18 protein-coding genes are annotated in these 16912 nt (G+C 71.9%); 11 read left to right on the top strand and 7 right to left on the bottom strand.

Features of this window, described 5'->3' with window-relative positions:
• From G3I19_RS24905 to G3I19_RS24885, 5 genes are all read left to right on the top strand, one after another.
• Nucleotides 1–236, top strand: a 236-nt coding sequence (locus G3I19_RS24905) for a carboxypeptidase-like regulatory domain-containing protein (RefSeq protein ID WP_164265939.1), incomplete at its 5' end; no start/stop codon positions are given.
• A gap of 208 nt (nucleotides 237–444) precedes the next feature.
• A complete protein-coding gene (locus G3I19_RS24900) occupies nucleotides 445–1089 on the top strand; it encodes a class I SAM-dependent methyltransferase (RefSeq protein ID WP_164265938.1) in 645 nt (214 codons plus the stop codon).
• A gap of 60 nt (nucleotides 1090–1149) precedes the next feature.
• Complete coding sequence (locus tag G3I19_RS24895; protein WP_343235200.1) at nucleotides 1150–2094, top strand: N-acetylmuramoyl-L-alanine amidase; 945 nt, start codon at nucleotides 1150–1152, stop codon at nucleotides 2092–2094.
• A gap of 111 nt (nucleotides 2095–2205) precedes the next feature.
• Nucleotides 2206–3075 carry a DUF5336 domain-containing protein gene (locus G3I19_RS24890; RefSeq protein WP_164265937.1) on the top strand — a complete coding sequence of 290 codons (870 nt, stop codon included), beginning with the start codon at nucleotides 2206–2208 and terminating at the stop codon, nucleotides 3073–3075.
• A 157-nt stretch (nucleotides 3076–3232) separates the two neighbouring features.
• Nucleotides 3233–4243 (top strand): LLM class F420-dependent oxidoreductase, encoded by a 1011-nt coding sequence (locus G3I19_RS24885; protein ID WP_164265936.1) that lies wholly within the window; start codon nucleotides 3233–3235, stop codon nucleotides 4241–4243.
• A gap of 89 nt (nucleotides 4244–4332) precedes the next feature.
• Here G3I19_RS24885 and G3I19_RS24880 read toward each other — a convergent pair whose 3' ends face one another.
• From G3I19_RS24880 to G3I19_RS24860, 5 genes are all read right to left on the bottom strand, one after another.
• Nucleotides 4333–5109, bottom strand: a complete 777-nt coding sequence (locus G3I19_RS24880; protein ID WP_164265935.1) for a maleylpyruvate isomerase family mycothiol-dependent enzyme — start codon at nucleotides 5107–5109, stop codon at nucleotides 4333–4335.
• Nucleotides 5110–5154: 45 nt separating this feature from the next.
• Nucleotides 5155–5712 (bottom strand): hypothetical protein, encoded by a 558-nt coding sequence (locus tag G3I19_RS24875; RefSeq protein ID WP_164265934.1) that lies wholly within the window; start codon nucleotides 5710–5712, stop codon nucleotides 5155–5157.
• A 259-nt stretch (nucleotides 5713–5971) separates the two neighbouring features.
• Entirely contained in the window at nucleotides 5972–7051 is a 1080-nt protein-coding gene (locus G3I19_RS24870; protein ID WP_164265933.1) for a prenyltransferase, read from the bottom strand.
• Nucleotides 7048–7779, bottom strand: coding sequence for a class I SAM-dependent methyltransferase (locus tag G3I19_RS24865; protein ID WP_164265932.1), 732 nt, complete (start codon nucleotides 7777–7779; stop codon nucleotides 7048–7050). Before G3I19_RS24865 ends, G3I19_RS24870 begins: the two co-directional genes overlap by 4 nt.
• 69 nt (nucleotides 7780–7848) lie before the next feature.
• Nucleotides 7849–9171 (bottom strand): glycosyltransferase family 4 protein, encoded by a 1323-nt coding sequence (locus tag G3I19_RS24860; RefSeq protein WP_164265931.1) that lies wholly within the window; start codon nucleotides 9169–9171, stop codon nucleotides 7849–7851.
• Nucleotides 9172–9381: 210 nt separating this feature from the next.
• Between G3I19_RS24860 and G3I19_RS24855 the strand changes: the two genes are divergently transcribed.
• Entirely contained in the window at nucleotides 9382–9990 is a 609-nt protein-coding gene (locus tag G3I19_RS24855) for a TetR family transcriptional regulator (protein ID WP_164265930.1), read from the top strand.
• A gap of 52 nt (nucleotides 9991–10042) precedes the next feature.
• On the opposite strand, the gene G3I19_RS24850 is transcribed toward G3I19_RS24855, so the two are convergent.
• A complete protein-coding gene (locus tag G3I19_RS24850) occupies nucleotides 10043–10276 on the bottom strand; it encodes a ferredoxin (protein ID WP_164265929.1) in 234 nt (77 codons plus the stop codon).
• On the bottom strand, nucleotides 10276–11751 hold the full coding sequence (locus G3I19_RS24845) for an aldehyde dehydrogenase (protein WP_164265928.1): 1476 nt from the start codon (nucleotides 11749–11751) through the stop codon (nucleotides 10276–10278). Before G3I19_RS24845 ends, G3I19_RS24850 begins: the two co-directional genes overlap by 1 nt.
• Nucleotides 11752–11950: 199 nt before the next feature.
• Here G3I19_RS24845 and G3I19_RS24840 point away from each other — a divergent pair, with 199 nt between their 5' ends.
• The 5 genes from G3I19_RS24840 to G3I19_RS24820 all read left to right on the top strand — a co-directional run.
• Nucleotides 11951–12991, top strand: a complete 1041-nt coding sequence (locus tag G3I19_RS24840) for an MBL fold metallo-hydrolase (protein ID WP_164265927.1) — start codon at nucleotides 11951–11953, stop codon at nucleotides 12989–12991.
• Nucleotides 12992–13185: 194 nt separating this feature from the next.
• Nucleotides 13186–13446, top strand: coding sequence for a hypothetical protein (locus tag G3I19_RS24835; RefSeq protein ID WP_164265926.1), 261 nt, complete (start codon nucleotides 13186–13188; stop codon nucleotides 13444–13446).
• Between the two features lie 11 nt (nucleotides 13447–13457).
• Nucleotides 13458–14642, top strand: a complete 1185-nt coding sequence (locus tag G3I19_RS24830; protein ID WP_164265925.1) for a flotillin family protein — start codon at nucleotides 13458–13460, stop codon at nucleotides 14640–14642.
• Nucleotides 14643–15107: 465 nt separating this feature from the next.
• A complete protein-coding gene (locus tag G3I19_RS24825; RefSeq protein WP_164265924.1) occupies nucleotides 15108–16310 on the top strand; it encodes a prenyltransferase/squalene oxidase repeat-containing protein in 1203 nt (400 codons plus the stop codon).
• Nucleotides 16311–16339: 29 nt separating this feature from the next.
• The coding region (locus G3I19_RS24820) for an SCO2322 family protein (RefSeq protein WP_343235199.1) at nucleotides 16340–16912 on the top strand (573 nt) is incomplete at its 3' end.

Genomic DNA, 16912 nt, shown 5'->3' with positions numbered 1-16912 from the left:
TGCCGCGCGCCACGGTCACACTGATCGACCACCGCGGCCGGCAGTCGGGGATCGTGGTCGCGGACGGCGCGGGCGCCTTCGCGCTCGCCGCGCGGTCGGCCGGTACGTACATCCTCGCCGCCACGGCGCCCGGCCTGCCGCCGCTCGCCACCCATGTCGCGTACACGAGCGTGGACGAACAGGTGACGGTGGACCTGCGGCTGGGGGCGGACGTACGGGAGAACGCGACCCGGTAGCCGCCAGGCAGACCGACCGGTCCGGGGGTCCCGCGCGGGCCCCCGGACCGCCGCACTAGCATGACCCGGCCCGGTCAGGCCGCTCCCCGGTTCCGGTCAGGCCGCTGCCCGCCTGGTCCGACCGGTCCCGCCCCGCCCGTAAAACAGACCGGTCTCTTACCGCCCCGCAAAACAGACCCCCGTCCCGTCCCGTAGCAGGAGGATCCCCATGGCCGCCGCCCCCACGCCAGCGACCCTGGCCGCGTTCGAGGCCGCCAAGGGGTTCATGCCCGCGGACGAAGGGCTCGCGCTGTACGAGGCGGCCGCGCAGGCCGCCGGTCTCGGCCTCCCGCTCCTGGAGGTCGGCACCTACTGCGGCCGCTCCACCCTCCTCATCGCCGACGCCGCGCGCGCGGCCGGGGTCGCCGCGATCACCGTCGACCACCACCGCGGCAGCGAGGAGCAGCAGCCCGGCTGGGAATACCACGACCCCTCCGTCGTGGACCCGGAGGTCGGCCTCATGGACACCCTCCCCACCTTCCGGCGCACCCTGCACAAGGCCGGTCTCGAAGACCACGTGATCGCGATGGTCGGCCGGTCCCCGCAGGTCGCCCGGGCCTGGGGCGGGCCGCTCGGCCTGGTGTTCATCGACGGCGGCCACACCGACGAGCACGCGAGCGGCGACTACGAGGGCTGGGCCCCGCACCTCGCGGACGGCGGGCTGCTGCTCGTCCACGACGTCTTCCCCGACCCGGCCGACGGCGGCCAGGCCCCGTACCGCGTCTACCTCAGGGCTCTCGCGTCGGGCGCCTTCACCGAGATCTCCGTGACCGGCTCGCTCCGCGTCCTGCGACGCACCGGCACAGGCATCTGAGCCCCACCGGCACCCGACGGCGGCCCCGCCCCAGGTGCCGTGCCGGTCTAAGCTCGCCCCGTGCTGTACGACGACGATGACGACCACCGCCCCGCCCTCTCCCGCCGCCTCCGGACGCCCGGGGTGATCACGGTCGCCGCCCTGGTGCCCGCCTGTCTGGCGGGCTGGCTGATCTGGCACGCCATGGGCGGTCCTGACGACAGCGTGTCGGCGAAGAACCCGGCCCCGGCGGCCACTCGGGGCAGCACCCCGGGCGCCGCTCCCACGCACACCCCGCCCGCGGCGACCGGCGACGACAAGCCCGGCCGCGGTGAAGCATCCGGTCGCGGACCGCTCGCGGGAAAAGTCGTCGTGATCGACCCCGGGCACAACCCGAACAATTACCGTCACCCGACCGAAATCAACCGCCGGGTGAATATCGGTAAGGGCACAACAGAGTGCGACACCACCGGCACTTCGACCAATAACGGTTATGCCGAGGCCCGGTTCACCCTCGATGTCTCGCACCGGCTGCGTTCACTGCTCGAAAAGCAGGGCGCGAAGGTCGAGCTCACCCAGAACGACGACCACAGTTTCGGCCCCTGTGTCACCGAACGGGCCGCCGCCGGCAATAAAGCGAAAGCGGACGCGGCCGTCTCGGTGCACGCCGACGGCTCGTCCGTCGGCCACCGCGGCTTCCATGTGATCCTTCCCGCCCTGGTCAAAGCGGGTGCGGCCGACACCTCCGACATCGTGGGCCCGTCGCGCGACCTCGGCACCAGGATCGCCGGAAAGTTTCTCCGGGACACCGGAACCGCGCCTTCCAACTACATCGGCGGCGGTACGGGGTTGGACACCAGGAGCGACCTCGGCGGGCTCAATCTCTCAACCGTGCCCAAAGTGTTCATCGAATGCGGCAATATGCGTGACCCCAAGGATGCCGCTCTGCTCACCAGCGCGGGCTGGCGCCAGAAGGCGGCACAGGGGATCGCGGACGGCATCAGCGGCTTTCTCCACGCGGAGTGACGAGACCCGACACACGACCCGCAGGGGCAGACGATAGATTCACCCCTACGATGGGGAGCCGCCCCCGAGCTCCACGCCGCCCCGACGAGCCGACCTACTAAGGATTCTTACGTGAACATCCGCTCCCTCACACGAGGCGACGGCGTGGTGATCGGAGCAGCGGTGGTGCTGTTCATCGCCTCGTTCCTCGATCTCACCTCTTACGGCAACCAGTGCAGCGGTTCGTACTGCACCAACCTGGACAACCCCAGCGCCTGGGACTCACTGGGCACGCTGATGGGCATCTACCTGGCCGGCGTCATCGGGGCCGCCCTGATCACCGTGGCCCGCGCCCTGCCGCAGCCGCGCAAGGTCGCCGGCCTCGACATGGCCCAGTTCGGTGTCGCGTTCACCGTCTTCGCCGCGTGGACGGCCTTCTGGACCCTGATCGACGCGTCGAACCGGGGGGCCGGCCTGATCCTCGGGTTCATCGCGGCGCTGGTGCTCGCGGGCGGAGCTGTCGCGGGGCCGCTCGTGCCCGCGCTCAAGGGCCCGCTGCTGAGCGCCCCGAAGCCTGCGGCCATGACACCGTCCCCGTACGGCGTGCAGGCAGCCGGTGCGCCGGGCCAGGGCTACGGGTACCCGGGCGCGCAGGCCCAGCACCCCTACGGCGCGCAGCCGCAGCCGGGTCAGGCGCAGCCCGCGGCGTTCGGAGGCCAGGCCGGGCACCCCGGTCAGCCGCAGGACACCCAGCAGCCCGCCCCCACCCAGCAGTCCCAGCCCGCGGCAGCGGCCCCCGCAGGGGAGTTCGCGCCGTTCTGGTTCGCGGTTCCGGTGGCCCGTCCGCTGTACGCGGAGGACGGCTCGCCGTCCCCCATCGCCGAACTGGCCCCGGGGACCTGGTACCTCGCGGTCGAGCAGCGCGGCCCCGGTCTGATCGCGCAGACACAGGACGGCCGGCGCGGTGTGCTCCAGGACACCACCGGTATCCAGCGCGGCTGAAACCCCGCGCTCGCGGCCTGCCGTCCGGGGCAGGCCGGGTCAGATCCTGACCCCTGACGTGCGACTCCTCACGGCCCCCGCCCCTTCCGGGCGGGGGCCGTTGCGCCTAAAGTCGCCTGGCGACCCGTCAGATACCGTGCGACCGGAAGGCTTCACGATGCGGCTAGGACTCGCCCTCGGCTACTGGGGCCGTGGCCCGGCACCCGGCCATCTCGAACTGGCCCAGGAGGCCGAGCGCCTCGGCTACGCGTCCGTGTGGACGTCCGAGGCGTGGGGCTCCGACGCCTTCACCCCGCTCACCTGGATCGCGGCGCACACCTCCCGTATCCGGCTGGGTACGGCGATCGCGCAGATGGCGGCCCGTACCCCCACCGCCACCGCGATGCACGCCCTCACCCTGGACCACCTCTCCGGCGGCCGGATGATGCTGGGCCTGGGGCTTTCGGGCCCCCAGGTGGTGGAGGGCTGGTACGGAAGGCCCTTCCCCAGCAGCCCGCTCACCGCGACCCGGGAGTACGTCGACGTCATCCGCCAGGTCCTGAGGAGGGAGGCGCCGGTCGAGCTGGACGGCCGCTTCCACCAGCATCCGTACCGGGGCGCGGACGCCACCGGGATCGGCAAACCGCTCAAGCCGATCACCCATCCGCTGCGGGCCCAACTGCCCGTCCTGCTGGGGGCGGAGGGGCCGAAGAACATCGCCCAGACCACCCGGATCGCGGACGGCTGGCTCCCCCTGTACTGGTCACCGACCCGCTCCGACGTCTACGACGCGTCCCTCACCGGGCTCCCCGAGGACTTCATGATCGCGCCGCTGGCCCGTGCGCAGGTCTGCGACGACGTGGCGGATGGCCTGCTCCCGGTGAAGGCCATGCTGGGCTTCTACATCGGAGGCATGGGGCACGCGGCCCGCAACTTCCACGCGGACCTGATGGCGCGGATGGGCTTCGAGGCCGAGGCGCACCGGATCCAGGAGCTGTTCCTCGCGGGCCGCAAGGAGGAGGCTGTGCTGGCCGTCCCGGACGCGTTCGCCGACGAGATCTCGCTGGTGGGACCGCGCCAACGGATCAAGGAGCGGCTGGAGTTGTGGCGCAAGGGCCCGGTGACCGACCTGCTGGTGGCAGCCCCGGACACCACCACACTGCGGGTGCTGGCCGAGCTGAACACCTGAACACCTGAGCCCCACCGCCGTCCCACCCTGCCCCACCGCGCCCTGCTGTCCCGACCGCCCGGGGCGGGACAGCAGGAGGTGCACACGGCCTAGAACGAGGCCCGCTCCAGCCAGAAGTCCAGCAGTTCCCGGTCCCCCAGCACCTCCACCCGGTCGCTCGTCGCGGGCAGCCGCCGGTAGAAGACCTGGAGCACGTCCACCAGCGGCCCCCGGAGCGCCACCGTCGCCTTCTCGTGCCCCCGGCGCCAGCTGAACCCGTCGTCGCCGAACTCGATCAGCCACTCCGCGTCGGCCGCGTCCGTGGCGTGCAGATGGATCGACCGGCCCGCCCCTCGCAGATCGGCCACGTCCTTGTCGCCGGACGCCTGGGCGAAGGCCAGGATCTCCAGCCACTCGTCGATGGTGTCGGCGGCGACCTCCGGCTCCACCTCGAACGGCACACCCGCCGTCAGCGCCGCGTCCGCCCGGTGCACCGCCGTCTCATGGACCATCCGGCGCGCCCAGAAGCCGGCACGCCGGTCGGCCGCCCATGTCCAGACCGCGGCATCAGGACCGGCCTCCCGCAGGGTCGCCGCGAGACGCGCGGCGCCCGCTTCCAGCCAGGTGTCCAGGGCCGCGGGAGCGTCGTCGGGCGCACCCTCGCTGTCCGGCACCTGGTCGGGCGGAACGGCCTCGGTTGCCTTCGTCCGTACGATCGCCTCGGCCCAGCGCTGCGCGCGGCCCACATGGCGGGCCAGTTCGCCCAGGCTCCAGTCGGGGCAGGTCGGCACCGTCGCCGTCAGGTCGGTTCCGGTCAGCGCCGACCTCAACAGGCCGGTCTGCCGCAGCAGTTCGTCGCAGTAACGGTCATGTCCCAGTAGCGTCATGGCCCCACCCTAGGATCCCGGCCCGACCGGCCCGGTGGATTCAGGTCAGCCTCCGGACAGCTGGCCGCTGGACGGCACCTTGTTCTTGACCTCGGCGCCCGCGCTCTTCCCCGCGCCCTTCACCGAGTTGATCACGGAGTCGAAGCTTCCCGCCGCGCCGCCGTCCCCCTTGCGCAGCTTGCCGGGCAGGCTCTTCAGCGACGCGACACCGGCGGTGAGCGGCGCCACCGCCTTGGCCAGCAGCGGGTCGCCCTTGGCGTTCTTGAGCGCGGCCTTCAGCCTGTTGTACGCGAAGGTGCCGGCCAGCCCCGCCTTGATCAGCGTGAAGGTCCGGTGGTCCGCGCCCTTCTTGAACTTGCCCTTCTTGTACGGCTTCACGATCCACTGGTAGGTCGCACCGGCCGCGAGCCCGGCGTTGGCCACGAAGCGGGTCTTGGCCAGCTTCTGCTTCTCGGCGGTGCTGCTCGGTGCGGCGGAGGCGGCGGGGGCGGCCGAGGTGGTGTGCCTGGCGGTGTCACTGCCGCAGGCGGTGCCGCCGGCCAGCAGTGCACCGGACAGGACCAGGGCGACGACGGAACGGCGGAGCGGGGCCGATGTGACCACGGCGGACCTCCGGGGGCCGGGAGTGGGTGGGGGCGCACGGGGACGCGGACTGTGTACGCCGTACAGCCGCAGCTTCACCCGGACGCCCGGGCACCGCGACCCGGGGCGGTCCGTATGGGTTCCGCACCCGGCTTCCACGTACGGACCTCGCGTAGGGACCTCGCGTACGAAGTTCAGGTACGGACCTCGCGTACGGACTTCAGGTACGAAGTTCACGTACGGATTCCACGCGGCGGTGCGCCCGGCCCCGGGCGCACCCTCAGCGGCAGCAGTCGGGTTCGAGCCCGGACGGCAGACGCTCCGCGCCGAAGACCGCGGTCGTCGCCTCCTCCCCGCCGAGCGCGGCCACCGCGAGCAGCAGTGACCCCGCGGTCCAGCTGGTGCGCTCCAGCGGCCACAGCGCCCGGTCGTCGAACACATAGCCCGTCCAGTACATGCCGTCGTCCGCCCGCAGGTGCCCGATCGACTGGAGGATCTCCAGGGCCCGGTCCGACTCCCCCATCACCCAGAGCGTCAGGGCGAGTTCACAGCTCTCGCCGCCGGTCACCCAGTTGTTGGGGAGCACACAGCGCACTCCGAGATCCGGTACGACGAAGCGGTCCCACTCCGCGTCGATCCGCTCCTTCGCCGCTGCTCCGCCGAGCGCGCCGCCGAGCACCGGGTAGTACCAGTCCATCGAGTAGCGGCTCTTGTCCAGGAAGCGTTCGGGGTGGCTGCGGATCGCGTGCCCCAGCGCCCCGGTCGCCAACTCCCAGTCGGGCTGCGGCTCCTCGCGCTCGTCGGCGAGCGCGAGCGCACAGCGCAGCGCCTGGTAGACGGATGAGGAACCGGTCAGCAGCGCGTCCTCGACGACCGCCCCGCCGTCCTCCGCCGGCTCCCTTTTCCAGCCGATCTCGCCGCCCGGCTGCTGGAGCTGGAGCACGAACTCGACCGCCGCGTACACGACGGGCCACATCCGGTCGGCGAACGTGTCGTCGCCGGTGGCCAGATAGTGGTGCCAGACGCCGACGGCGACATAGGCGCAGAAGTTGGTCTCCCGGCCCCGGTCGGTGATCCGCTCCGGGTCGCCGTCCTGGTAGGCGGCGTACCAGGAGCCGTCCGCGTTCTGGTGCCTGGCGAGCCAGTCGTACGCCCGCTCGGCGGCCTCGTGCTCGCCCGCGGCGTCCAGCGCCATGGCGGCCTCGGTGTGGTCCCACGGGTCGAGGTGGTGCCCGCGGAACCACGGGATCGCGCCGTCCTCGCGCTGGACGGCGAGGATCCCGGCGACCGTGCGGGCGGCCTGCTCGGCGGTGAGGACTCCGGGCAGGACCAGATGTTCCGTACGGCCCGGTGAGGTCACGCGCCCACCCGCGGCGTGTGCGGCTTGGTCGCGTACGCCACGAAGCTCTTGCCGACGACCGGGTTCAGCGCGCGCTCGGCGAGCCGGGTGGCCAGCGGCTTCTTCATGATGTCCCAGACCAGCAGCTGGTGGTAGGCGCGGACCGGGAGCGCCTTGTCGTTGTCGACACCGAACGCGCACTTGAGCCACCAGTACGGGGCGTGCAGCGCGTGCGCGTGGTGGCTGCCGTACGGCCGCAGCCCGGCCTCACGGATCTTGCCGAGGAGTTCGTCCGCCTTGTAGATGCGGATGTGGCCGCCCTCGACCTCGTGGTAGGCGTCGGAGAGCGCCCAGCAGACCTTCTCGGGTCCGTACCTGGGCACGGTGATCGCGATCCGGCCGCCGGGCTTCAGCACCCGGACCATCTCGGCGAGCACGCCCTTGTCGTCCGGGATGTGCTCCATGACCTCGGAGATGATCACGACGTCGAACGAGGCGTCGGGGAACGGCAGGTTGAGCGCGTCGCCCTCCATGGCGGTGGCGGTGGCACCGGCCGGTGCCTCGCCCTCCTCCTTCATGGCGGCGAACCACTTGGCGACCTCGCGGATCTCCTCGCCGTTCTGGTCGAGCGCCACGACCTGCGCGCCGCGCCGGTAGCACTCGAAGGCATGCCGGCCCGCGCCGCAGCCGAGGTCGAGCACACGGTCGCCCGGGGCGAGCGGGAAGCGGGAGAAGTCCACGGTCAGCACGGGGGGTCTGCCTTCTTCGCTAGGAGGATGGGAGGGGGTGGCCCGAGGGCCGCAGGGGCCATCGGGGGCCTAGGCCGACACGGACGGGGTGCCGGGGCGGCGGGCCGCGATGGCTTCGCGGTAGCGCTCGGCGGTGCCGATGGCGGCCTGCTTCCAGGTGAAGCGGGCCAGGACACGCTCCCGCCCGGCCGTGCCGAGGCGGGTGCGGAGTACGGGGTCGGCGAGCAGCCGGGACAGGGCGCAGGACAGCGCGCCCGCGTCGCCCGGCGGCACCGCGAGGCAGGTCTCGCCGTCGGCGCCGGTGACCTCGGGGATGGCCCCGCCGGTCGTCGCGACCAGCGGGGTGCCGGTGGCCATCGCCTCGGCAGCCGGCAGTGAGAAACCTTCGTAGAGCGAGGGCACACAGGCGATCTGCGCGCCGCGCACCAGGTCGACCAGCTCCTGGTCGCTGATGCCCTTGACGAACCGGACCGCGCCGTCGAGTCCGTACCGCTCGATGGCCTGCGCGACCGGTCCGTCCTCGGCCCGCCGGCCGACGACGACGAGGTGGGCGGCCGGGTGCTCGGTACGGAGCTTGGCGAGCGCCTCGACCAGGTGGACGAGGCCCTTGAGCGGTACGTCGGCGCTCGATGTCGTCACGATCCGCCCGGGCACCTCGGCCACGGCCGGGTCGGGCGACCAGAGTTCGGTGTCGGCGCCGATGTGCACGACGTGGATACGGTCCCGGCGCACCCCGAGGTCCTCGATGATCTCCTGTTGCGAGGAGCCGGAGACGGTCAGGACGGAGGGCAGCCTGCGGGCGACCCGCTTCTGCATCCGGGTGAAGCCGTACCAGCGGCGTACGGAGGCGCGGCGGCGCCAGCCGTCGGCGGCCGCCAGATCGAGCCGCCGGTCGACGGTGATGGGGTGGTGGACGGTGGTGACCAGCGGGGCGCCGAGGTCGCCGAGCAGCCCGTACCCGAGGGTCTGGTTGTCGTGGATGACGTCGAACTCGCCGCGCCTGGCGAGGAGATGGCGCCGGGCGCGCAGCGAGAAGGTCAGCGGCTCGGGGAAGCCGCCGGTCCACATCGTGCCCACCTCGACGGCGTCGATCCAGTCGCGGTACTCGTCGCGTCCCGGGGTACGGAAGGGGTCGGGGCTGCGGTACAGGTCGAGGCTGGGCAGCTCGGTGAGCGGTACGCCCTCGTCCAGCACGGGGAAGGGCTGGGCGCCGATCACCTCGACGCTGTGGCCGAGCCGGGCCAGCTCCCGTGAGAGGTGCCGGGCGTAGACGCCCTGGCCTCCGCAGAAAGGATTGCCCTTGTACGTGAGGAACGCGATGCGCAGTGGACCCTGGGCGCCGGCGGCGGATCCGCCGGCGAGGGGGCCCGCTTCTATGGCCTCAGCTGTCACACTCGGCCCCCTTCTCGCAGCAGTCCCGGCGGAGCGTAGTCGCTCACGCTAATCTAGAACAAGTTCTTGCAAGCCTGGGGCCCGAGGGGGCGCCCCCGGAAGAACTCGGCCAGACTTGATCGTTCAATGAGCTTCGAATCTACCGGCAGGTAGCTCCGTCGTAACAGCCGGATCGGGTGATTCGCGCCACGGCGGGATCGGATGGGACAGATGACTGTGGAAGCCAAGCCGGCGTCGCCGGCCCTGACGGAACGGCAGGAGGCGCGCCGCCGCCGGATTCTGCACGCGAGCGCCCAGCTGGCCAGCCGCGGCGGCTTCGACGCGGTGCAGATGCGTGAGGTCGCCGAGTCCTCGTCGGTGGCGCTCGGCACGCTCTACCGGTACTTCCCCTCGAAGGTCCATCTGCTGGTCGCGACCATGCAGGACCAGCTCCAGCATCTGCACACCGCCCTCCGCAAGCGCCCGCCCGCGGGCGACACCCCCGCCGAGCGCGTCGCCTCGACGCTGATGGGCGCCTTCCGCGCGCTCCAGCGCGAGCCGCATCTGGCGGACGCGATGGTGCGCGCGCTGACCTTCGCCGACCGGAGCGTCAGCCCGGAGGTGGACACCGTCTCCCGGCTGACGACGGCGATCATCCTGGACGCGATGGGCCTGGAGCGCCCGACCCCCGAACAGCTCTCGGCGGTCAGGGTCATCGAGCACACCTGGCACTCCGCGCTGATCACCTGGCTGTCCGGGCGGGCCTCGATCGCCCAGGTGAAGATCGACATCGAGACGGTCTGCCGGCTGATCGACCTGACCCGCCCGGACGGCGCCTGATCCCGCCCGGCCGGCCCGTCACCGTCCCGCGACCCGACCCGCCGGACAGCGCCTAGTCGTCGGGTGGGAAGACCGTCTCGCCGCTCTCCAGGAGAGTGATCACGATGGCCTCGACCGGGCAGCCCTCCGCCGCGGCCAGCACCTTCTCGTTGGCGTCGGTCTCCGGTGCCTTCGGGTGCGACTGGCGCGCCGAGTCGAGCGCGAAGCCGTCCGGCGCGTGGTTCACACACATCCCGGAGCCGATGCAGACGGACCGGTCGACCTCCACATGCCAGCGGTCCCCCATTACTCCGCCCCGCCCGCTGCCGGTTCGTACCCGGCGGGGAGGTGGATCATCTTGTGCTCGAAGTACTCGCCGTACCCCTCGGGCCCGAACTCCCTTCCCACGCCGGAGTTCTTGTAGCCGCCGAACGGCCCGAGCATGTCCAGGCTGAACGTGTTCACGCTGTACGTGCCCGTCCTGACCCGGCGCGCGATCTCGATGCCGTGCTCGACGTCGGCCGTCCAGACACTGCCGCTGAGGCCGTAGTCGGAGTCGTTGGCGATCTTCACGGCCTCCTCCTCGTCGCCGTAGGGCAGCAGGCAGATCACCGGGCCGAAGATCTCCTCGCGGGCGATCCGCATCGAGTTGTCGACGTCCCCGAAGAGCGTCGGTTCGACGTACCAGCCGCTCCCGGGGGACGCCGGGCGGCCGCCACCGGTGAGGATCTTGGCGCCCTCCTCCTGGCCGGTGCGGATGTAGTCGAGGGAGCGCTGCTGCTGGCGGCGCGCCACCAGCGGGCCCACCTCGGTCTCCGGGTCCATCGGGTCGCCGACCTTGAGCGCGCCCGCGGCGGCGGTGAACGCCTCGGCGATCTCGTCGTACCTGCTGCGCGGGACCAGGATCCGGGTCTGGGCGACACACGCCTGCCCGTTGATCATCCAGGCGAACGGCACGATGCCCGCGACCGCCGACGCCACATCCGCGTCGGGCAGGATGATCGCCGCGGACTTGCCGCCCAGCTCCAGGGTGACCCGGGTGAGATTGCGGGCGGCGACCTCCATCACGCGCTTGCCCGCCGCGACCGATCCGGTGAACGACACCTTGTCGACGCCGGGGTGCCCGACCAGGTACTCGCTGACCTCGCGGTCGGCCGGGAGGATCGACAGCACACCCTTCGGCAGTCCGGCCTCACTGACGATGTCGGCGAGCACATAGGCGTCCAGCGGGGTCTCCGGCGAGACCTTCAGGATCGCCGGGCAGCCCGCGAGCAGCGCGGGGGCGAGCTTGGCGGCGGCCGTGAACTGCGGGACGTTCCACGGGACGACCGCGGCCACCACCCCGACCGGCTCACGGCGTACGAGCAGCTTGCCGAGGGCGCCGTCGCGGTGCTCCTCGTACGGGAAGGCGCGCGCGGTCGTGATCGCCGCGTCCCACACCATCATCGCGGCGAGCGCCTGGACCATGGTGCTCGATGTGTACGGGGTGCCGTTCTGCGCGCTGATGACCCGGGCGATCTCCTCGTACCGGACGGCGAAGGCGTCCTTGATCCGGGTGATCACCTCGATCCGCTCGTCCAGGGACATCCGGGGCCAGGGGCCCTCGTCGAACGCCTGCCGCGCCACGGCGACAGCACGGTCCACATCGGCCTCGGAGGCGTGCGGCACGCGTCCGATGACCTGCTCGGTGTGGGGCGAGACGACTTCGATGACGTCGGTGCCGAGTGGTTCCGCCCACTCCCCGCCGATGAAGAGCTGCCGGTGTTCCACGAGCTCGGTCATGACTGACTGCCTCCCGGGGGAAACTTTCTGACGCTGTATCAGAAACTGATACCAGTTCTACTTCGCATCCGGAACCCCCGGAGGACGCCCGGACCGACCGGATCCCACCCGTCGGGACCCGCCACCCCATTGGAACCCGTTCTAGTTATAGTGAGCCGGGCGGGCAACCGCAGGGACCCCGGAGAGAGTTGAGGACGCCATGGCGCAGGTGACCGAGCACGGCGGAGGCGTCTGGTCCATCGAGGTCCCGATCCCCGACAACCCGCTGGGCCACACCCTGGTCCATGTCATCGAGACGGACAGCGGCCCCGTACTGATCGACACCGGCTGGGACGACCCCACGTCCTGGGACGCGCTGACCGCGGGGCTCGCGGAGCTCTCCCTCGGCATCACGGACATCCACGGCGTGCTCATCACCCACCACCACCCCGACCACCACGGTCTCTCCGGCCAGGTGCGCGAGGAGTCCGGGGCCTGGCTCGCGATGCACGCGGCCGACACCGAGGTCGTCAAGCGCACCCGCGGCGCCGAACCGGCCGTCTGGCTGGAGTACCTCACCCGCAAACTCGCCGCCGCCGGGGCACCCGACGAGCACATCGAACCGCTGCGCCGGGCCCGCGCCTCCGGCGGCATGCGGACGCTGCCGGGGCTGCGGGCCGCCGTTCCCGACCGCGAGATCGTCCCCGGTGACCTGCTGCCGCTGCCCGGCCGCAGGCTGCGCGCCATCTGGACACCCGGCCACACCCCGGGCCATGTCTGCCTCCACCTGGACGAGGAGCACCCGGCGAACCGGCCGGGCAACGGCCGGCTGTTCTCCGGTGACCATCTGCTGCCGGGCATCACCCCGCACATCGGGCTCTACGAGGACCCCGACGACGCCACCGTCACCGACGACCCCCTCGGCGACTACCTGGCCTCCCTGGAGCGGATCGGCCGGCTGGCGCCCGCCGAAGTGCTCCCCGCCCACCAGCACGCGTTCACCGACGCGGCCGGCCGGGTACGGGAGTTGCTCACCCACCACGAGGACCGCCTCCGGGATCTGCGGGCCCTGCTCGCCCAGCCCCTCACCACCTGGCAGATCGCCGAGCGGATGGAGTGGAACCGCCCCTGGGAGCAGATCCCGCACGGCTCGCGCAATATCGCGGTCTCGGAGGCCGAGGCCCATCTGCGCAGGCTGGTCAAACTGGGGCAGGCGGAAGCCCTCACCGGCAGTGACCCCGTCACCTATGTGGCGGTATAGCCGGGAAAGTCACCCCGGTCCTGTCCGGTACCGGCGGCAGACGGCCGGCGGTCCCCCGGGATACGTCCGCCCGGCCGCCCCGCACCTCTCCTCCGCCGGCGCCGAACTCAGGACCAGCGGAGGATAGTCCGCTGGTCGGAGTAGCGTTAGGGTCATGCATTCAGTACCGCACATCACGAGGGGGGCGGCCGCCGATGGCGCCGGACGAGGCTGTGATCGGCTGCACGGGGAAGCTGATCCTGGCCACGCGCGGATCTGCCGGCCCCGGTGAGGTCCTGGTCCAGGTCAGAGGTGGCTGGGAAGCCTTTCTCGCCTGGTCCCAGGAGCCTTTGTCGTACGGGGCGACAGTGCTCGTGATCGAATCCCGCGGTACTCGCCAGGTCGACGTCATCGAGTGGGCCGATCCCGTGGATCCGCTGGATGCGCTGACCCTCGACCCCGGCGACAGCGACTAAGGAGACCAAGGATGTTGGGTTATCGCGTTCCGGCGCCGGACGAGGCCATGCTCATCTCAGGAGGCAGGCGTGGTCTGGGCGGTGCGCCCTTCAGGGTCGTGACCGGTCACGGCAAGTTCGTCCTTCCGGTCTTCCGCAAGACCCGCTTCCTGACGCTGGCGATGTGCGAGGCGGAGGTCGCCGAGACCTGTGTGACCCGGCAGGGCATCGTGCTGACCGTGCGGGCCGTCATCGCGTTCAAGGTCGGCAACGACACCGAGAGCATCGTCAACGCCGGCCAGCGCTTCCTCTCCGACCAGGACCAGATGTCGGTGCTGACCGGCCGGATCTTCTCCGGCCATCTGCGGTCGATCATCGGCTCGATGACCGTCGAGGAGATCGTCACCGAGCGGCAGAAGCTCGCCACCGAGGTGCTGGAGACCTCCAAGACGGAGATGGCCAAGATCGGTCTGATCGTGGACTCGCTCCAGATCCAGTCGATCGACGACGGCGAGACGGGCTACATCGCCGCGATGTCCGCCCCGCACACGGCGGCCATCCAGCGGCAGGCCCAGATCGCCCAGGCGCAGGCCACCCAGCAGTCCGTGGAGGCGCAGCAGGAGGCCAACCGTAACCAGGCCGAGTACCAGCGGCAGACCGCCGTCGTACAGGCGCAGTACTCGGCGGAGGTGGACCGGGCGCAGGCCGAGGCCGCCCAGGCCGGTCCGCTCGCCCAGGCGCACGCGCAGCAGGAGGTGCTCGCGGCCCAGACCGAACTGGCCGAGCGCGCCGCCCAGTTGCGCCAGCAGCAGCTGGTCGCCGAGATCGTGAAGCCCGCCGAGGCGGACGCCGAGCGCATCAGGGTGCTGGCCGTGGCCGAGGCCGAGCGGATGAAGATCCAGGCCGCGGCCGCCGCCTCGTACGACCGGGTGGCGCTCGACCGCATGCTGATCGACCAGCTCCCGCAGATCGTCAAGGAGGCCGCTTCCGGTCTCGCGGGCGCCAACGTCAACGTGCTCAACGGCGCGGACGGACTGGGCGAGATCGCGGCCGGGCTGGTGGGCCAGGGCCTGACGATCCTCGACTCGGTACGGAAGAACCTGGGCGCGCAGGACGACGACGCCCACCAGGGCGGCCGGGGCGCGGAGATCCAGCGCTACCTCGGCGGGAAGTCGGGCAACGACAACGGCGACAACGGGCCGGTCGACATCAAGTAGGACGGTGCAGGACTCAGGACTGTGCACGACTCAGGACTGTGCAGGACTGACGAAAGCCGTCTCGGCCCCCGGGCCGTTACGGAGCGGCGACGGACGGCGGCGCACCGGATCCAGCGGTGCGCCGCCGTCCGTCGCCGTCCCGGCGGAGGCACCCGTGCCCCGCCCCCGGGGCCGGCCCCGGCCCGCCGGTACAGTAGGAAGGTCGTCATCACACCCGCACAGGGGGAAGCCGGTGCAATTCCGGCGCTGACCCCTTCCCCAAGCTCTCGGCTCCGCTCGACCAGGGGATGCCCCATCCGTGAACCGTCGATCTGCGACGGTGAGCCGGACCGCCCTGTACGGAAGTGACCGGCTCGTGCCACCGGAGCCTCCGGTGGCCGGCACCGTCGAGGTATACGGAGCCGGAGCCCCGGTGCCTGAGTGGGCCCGTGTCCCGGTTTCCCCGCAGGAGAGGCCCCGCCCGCCATGACCCTTCGCCGCAGCGCCATCGCGCTGGCCGCATCCGCCGTAGTCTGCGCGGCCGCTGCACCGACGGCCTTCGCCGGCTCCCCGTCGCCGTCGGCCCCGGCGTCCCCGGTGCTCCCTTCCGGTCTGTACGGCAAGACGGACCCCAAGTACGACGGCGTCTGGCGGCAGTCCCTCGCGCTGATCGCGCAGGACGCCACCGGGGTGCGCCCCGCGGCGAAGGCCGTCGACTGGCTGACCGGCCAGCAGTGCGCCGACGGCGCCTTCACCTCCTTCCGCGCCGACGTGACGAAGCCGTGCGGCGGGAAGGACCTCCTGGACACCAACGCCACCGCGGCAGCCGTCCAGGCGCTGGACGCGCTCGGCGGGCACGACGCCGCCGTGCAGAAGGGCGCCGCCTGGCTGAAGTCCGTCGCGGGCAAGGACGGCGGCTGGAGCTACAACCCCGGCGGCACCAGCGACGCGAACTCCACATCGGTGGTGATCGGCGCGCTCGCCGCGGCCGGTGAGCCGACGGCGAAGGCCAAGAAGGTGCTGGTCTCGCTCGCGATCCCGTGCGACGCCAAGGAGGGCGGCGGCTTCGCCTACCAGCCGGACAAGAAGACGGGGAAGCTGTACGCGAACGCCGACGCGACGGGCGCGGCCGTACTGGGCACGCTGGGCGCCGGTCTGGCCCCGCGCCCCGGCGGCAAGGACGTCAGCGGTACGGGCTGTCTGAACGCCTCGACGCCCGCCCAGACCGCGCACAACGGAGCCACCTACCTGGCAGGCGCGACCGCCGGGAAGGCGTATCTCAAGTCGGCGATGCCGGGCGCCGAGGACCAGCCCGACTACGGCAACACCGCCGACGCGGTGACCGCGCTCGGCGCCGACGGTCTCGTCGCCCAGGCCAGGCAGCCGCTCGCCTGGCTCGAACAGCACGCTGCCGGATGGGCGCGGCAGAGCGGTCCCGCCGCGTACGCCCAGCTGATCTTCGCGGCCCGTGCGAACGGGATCGACCCGCACGACTTCGGCGGCGCCGACCTGGTCAAGCAGCTCAACGCGACCGGCCCGGCCCCCGCTTCGCCGGCGCGGGCCGCCGACTCGAAGAAGGACAGCGACAGCTCGGGCGTCAGCGTCTGGTGGATCGTCGGTGTCGGCCTGGTCGCCGGTATCGGTATCGGCTTCCTGCTCAGCATGCGCGGCAGGAAGCGGCAGGTCTGATGCGCCGCCCGGCACACCGTGCGCGTCGCGTGCGGACAGGTTCCGTCCGGCTGACCGCGTCGGCTGTCGCGGTGGGCGCGGCGCTCGCCGCGCTCACGGCCTTCGGGGCGGCTCCCGCGCAGGCCGCGGGGTACCGGTACTGGTCGTTCTGGGACCGCTCGGGCAGCGGCTGGCAGTACGCGACCGAGGGCCCGTCGACCGCCAGGCCCGCCGACGGGGACGTCCAGGGTTTCCGGTTCGCGGTCAGCGCGGACTCCCAGGACGCGAGCAAGCCGCGCGTCCCCGCGCGGGGCGGCGCCCTCACCTTCGACGGCATCTGCGCGAAGACCCCGGCCGAGGGCGGCTCCAAGCGGGTCGCGCTGGTCATCGACTTCGGTACGGCGGCCGACGCGCCGGGCGGCGAGAAGCCGCCGGCCGAGCGCACCGTCTGCGCGCGGGTCGGCGGGGACGCGACCAGCGCCGAGGCGCTCGCCGCCGTCGCCAAGCCGCTGCGTTACAACAGCGACGCGCTGCTCTGCTCGATCGCCGGCTACCCCAGGACCGGCTGCGGCGAGCAGGTCTCGCAGACCCGGAAGGGCGGCGGCGAGAAGCCGGCCGACAGC

Origin of the sequence: Streptomyces sp. SID10853, assembly GCF_010548145.1 — a bacterium.
In the GTDB taxonomy this organism is placed as follows: domain Bacteria; phylum Actinomycetota; class Actinomycetes; order Streptomycetales; family Streptomycetaceae; genus Streptomyces.
This window is presented reverse-complemented; position numbering and strand designations above follow the sequence as displayed.

Coding starts and splice junctions, on each gene's coding strand:
- G3I19_RS24840 (WP_164265927.1), top strand. CDS start 11,951: ATGGCGCAGGTGACCGAGCACGGCGGAGGCGTCTGGTCCATCGAGGTC.
- G3I19_RS24835 (WP_164265926.1), top strand. CDS start 13,186: ATGGCGCCGGACGAGGCTGTGATCGGCTGCACGGGGAAGCTGATCCTG.
- G3I19_RS24850 (WP_164265929.1), bottom strand. CDS start 10,276: ATGGGGGACCGCTGGCATGTGGAGGTCGACCGGTCCGTCTGCATCGGC.
- G3I19_RS24900 (WP_164265938.1), top strand. CDS start 445: ATGGCCGCCGCCCCCACGCCAGCGACCCTGGCCGCGTTCGAGGCCGCC.
- G3I19_RS24845 (WP_164265928.1), bottom strand. CDS start 11,751: ATGACCGAGCTCGTGGAACACCGGCAGCTCTTCATCGGCGGGGAGTGG.
- G3I19_RS24880 (WP_164265935.1), bottom strand. CDS start 5,109: ATGACGCTACTGGGACATGACCGTTACTGCGACGAACTGCTGCGGCAG.
- G3I19_RS24855 (WP_164265930.1), top strand. CDS start 9,382: ATGACTGTGGAAGCCAAGCCGGCGTCGCCGGCCCTGACGGAACGGCAG.
- G3I19_RS24885 (WP_164265936.1), top strand. CDS start 3,233: ATGCGGCTAGGACTCGCCCTCGGCTACTGGGGCCGTGGCCCGGCACCC.
- G3I19_RS24825 (WP_164265924.1), top strand. CDS start 15,108: ATGACCCTTCGCCGCAGCGCCATCGCGCTGGCCGCATCCGCCGTAGTC.
- G3I19_RS24830 (WP_164265925.1), top strand. CDS start 13,458: ATGTTGGGTTATCGCGTTCCGGCGCCGGACGAGGCCATGCTCATCTCA.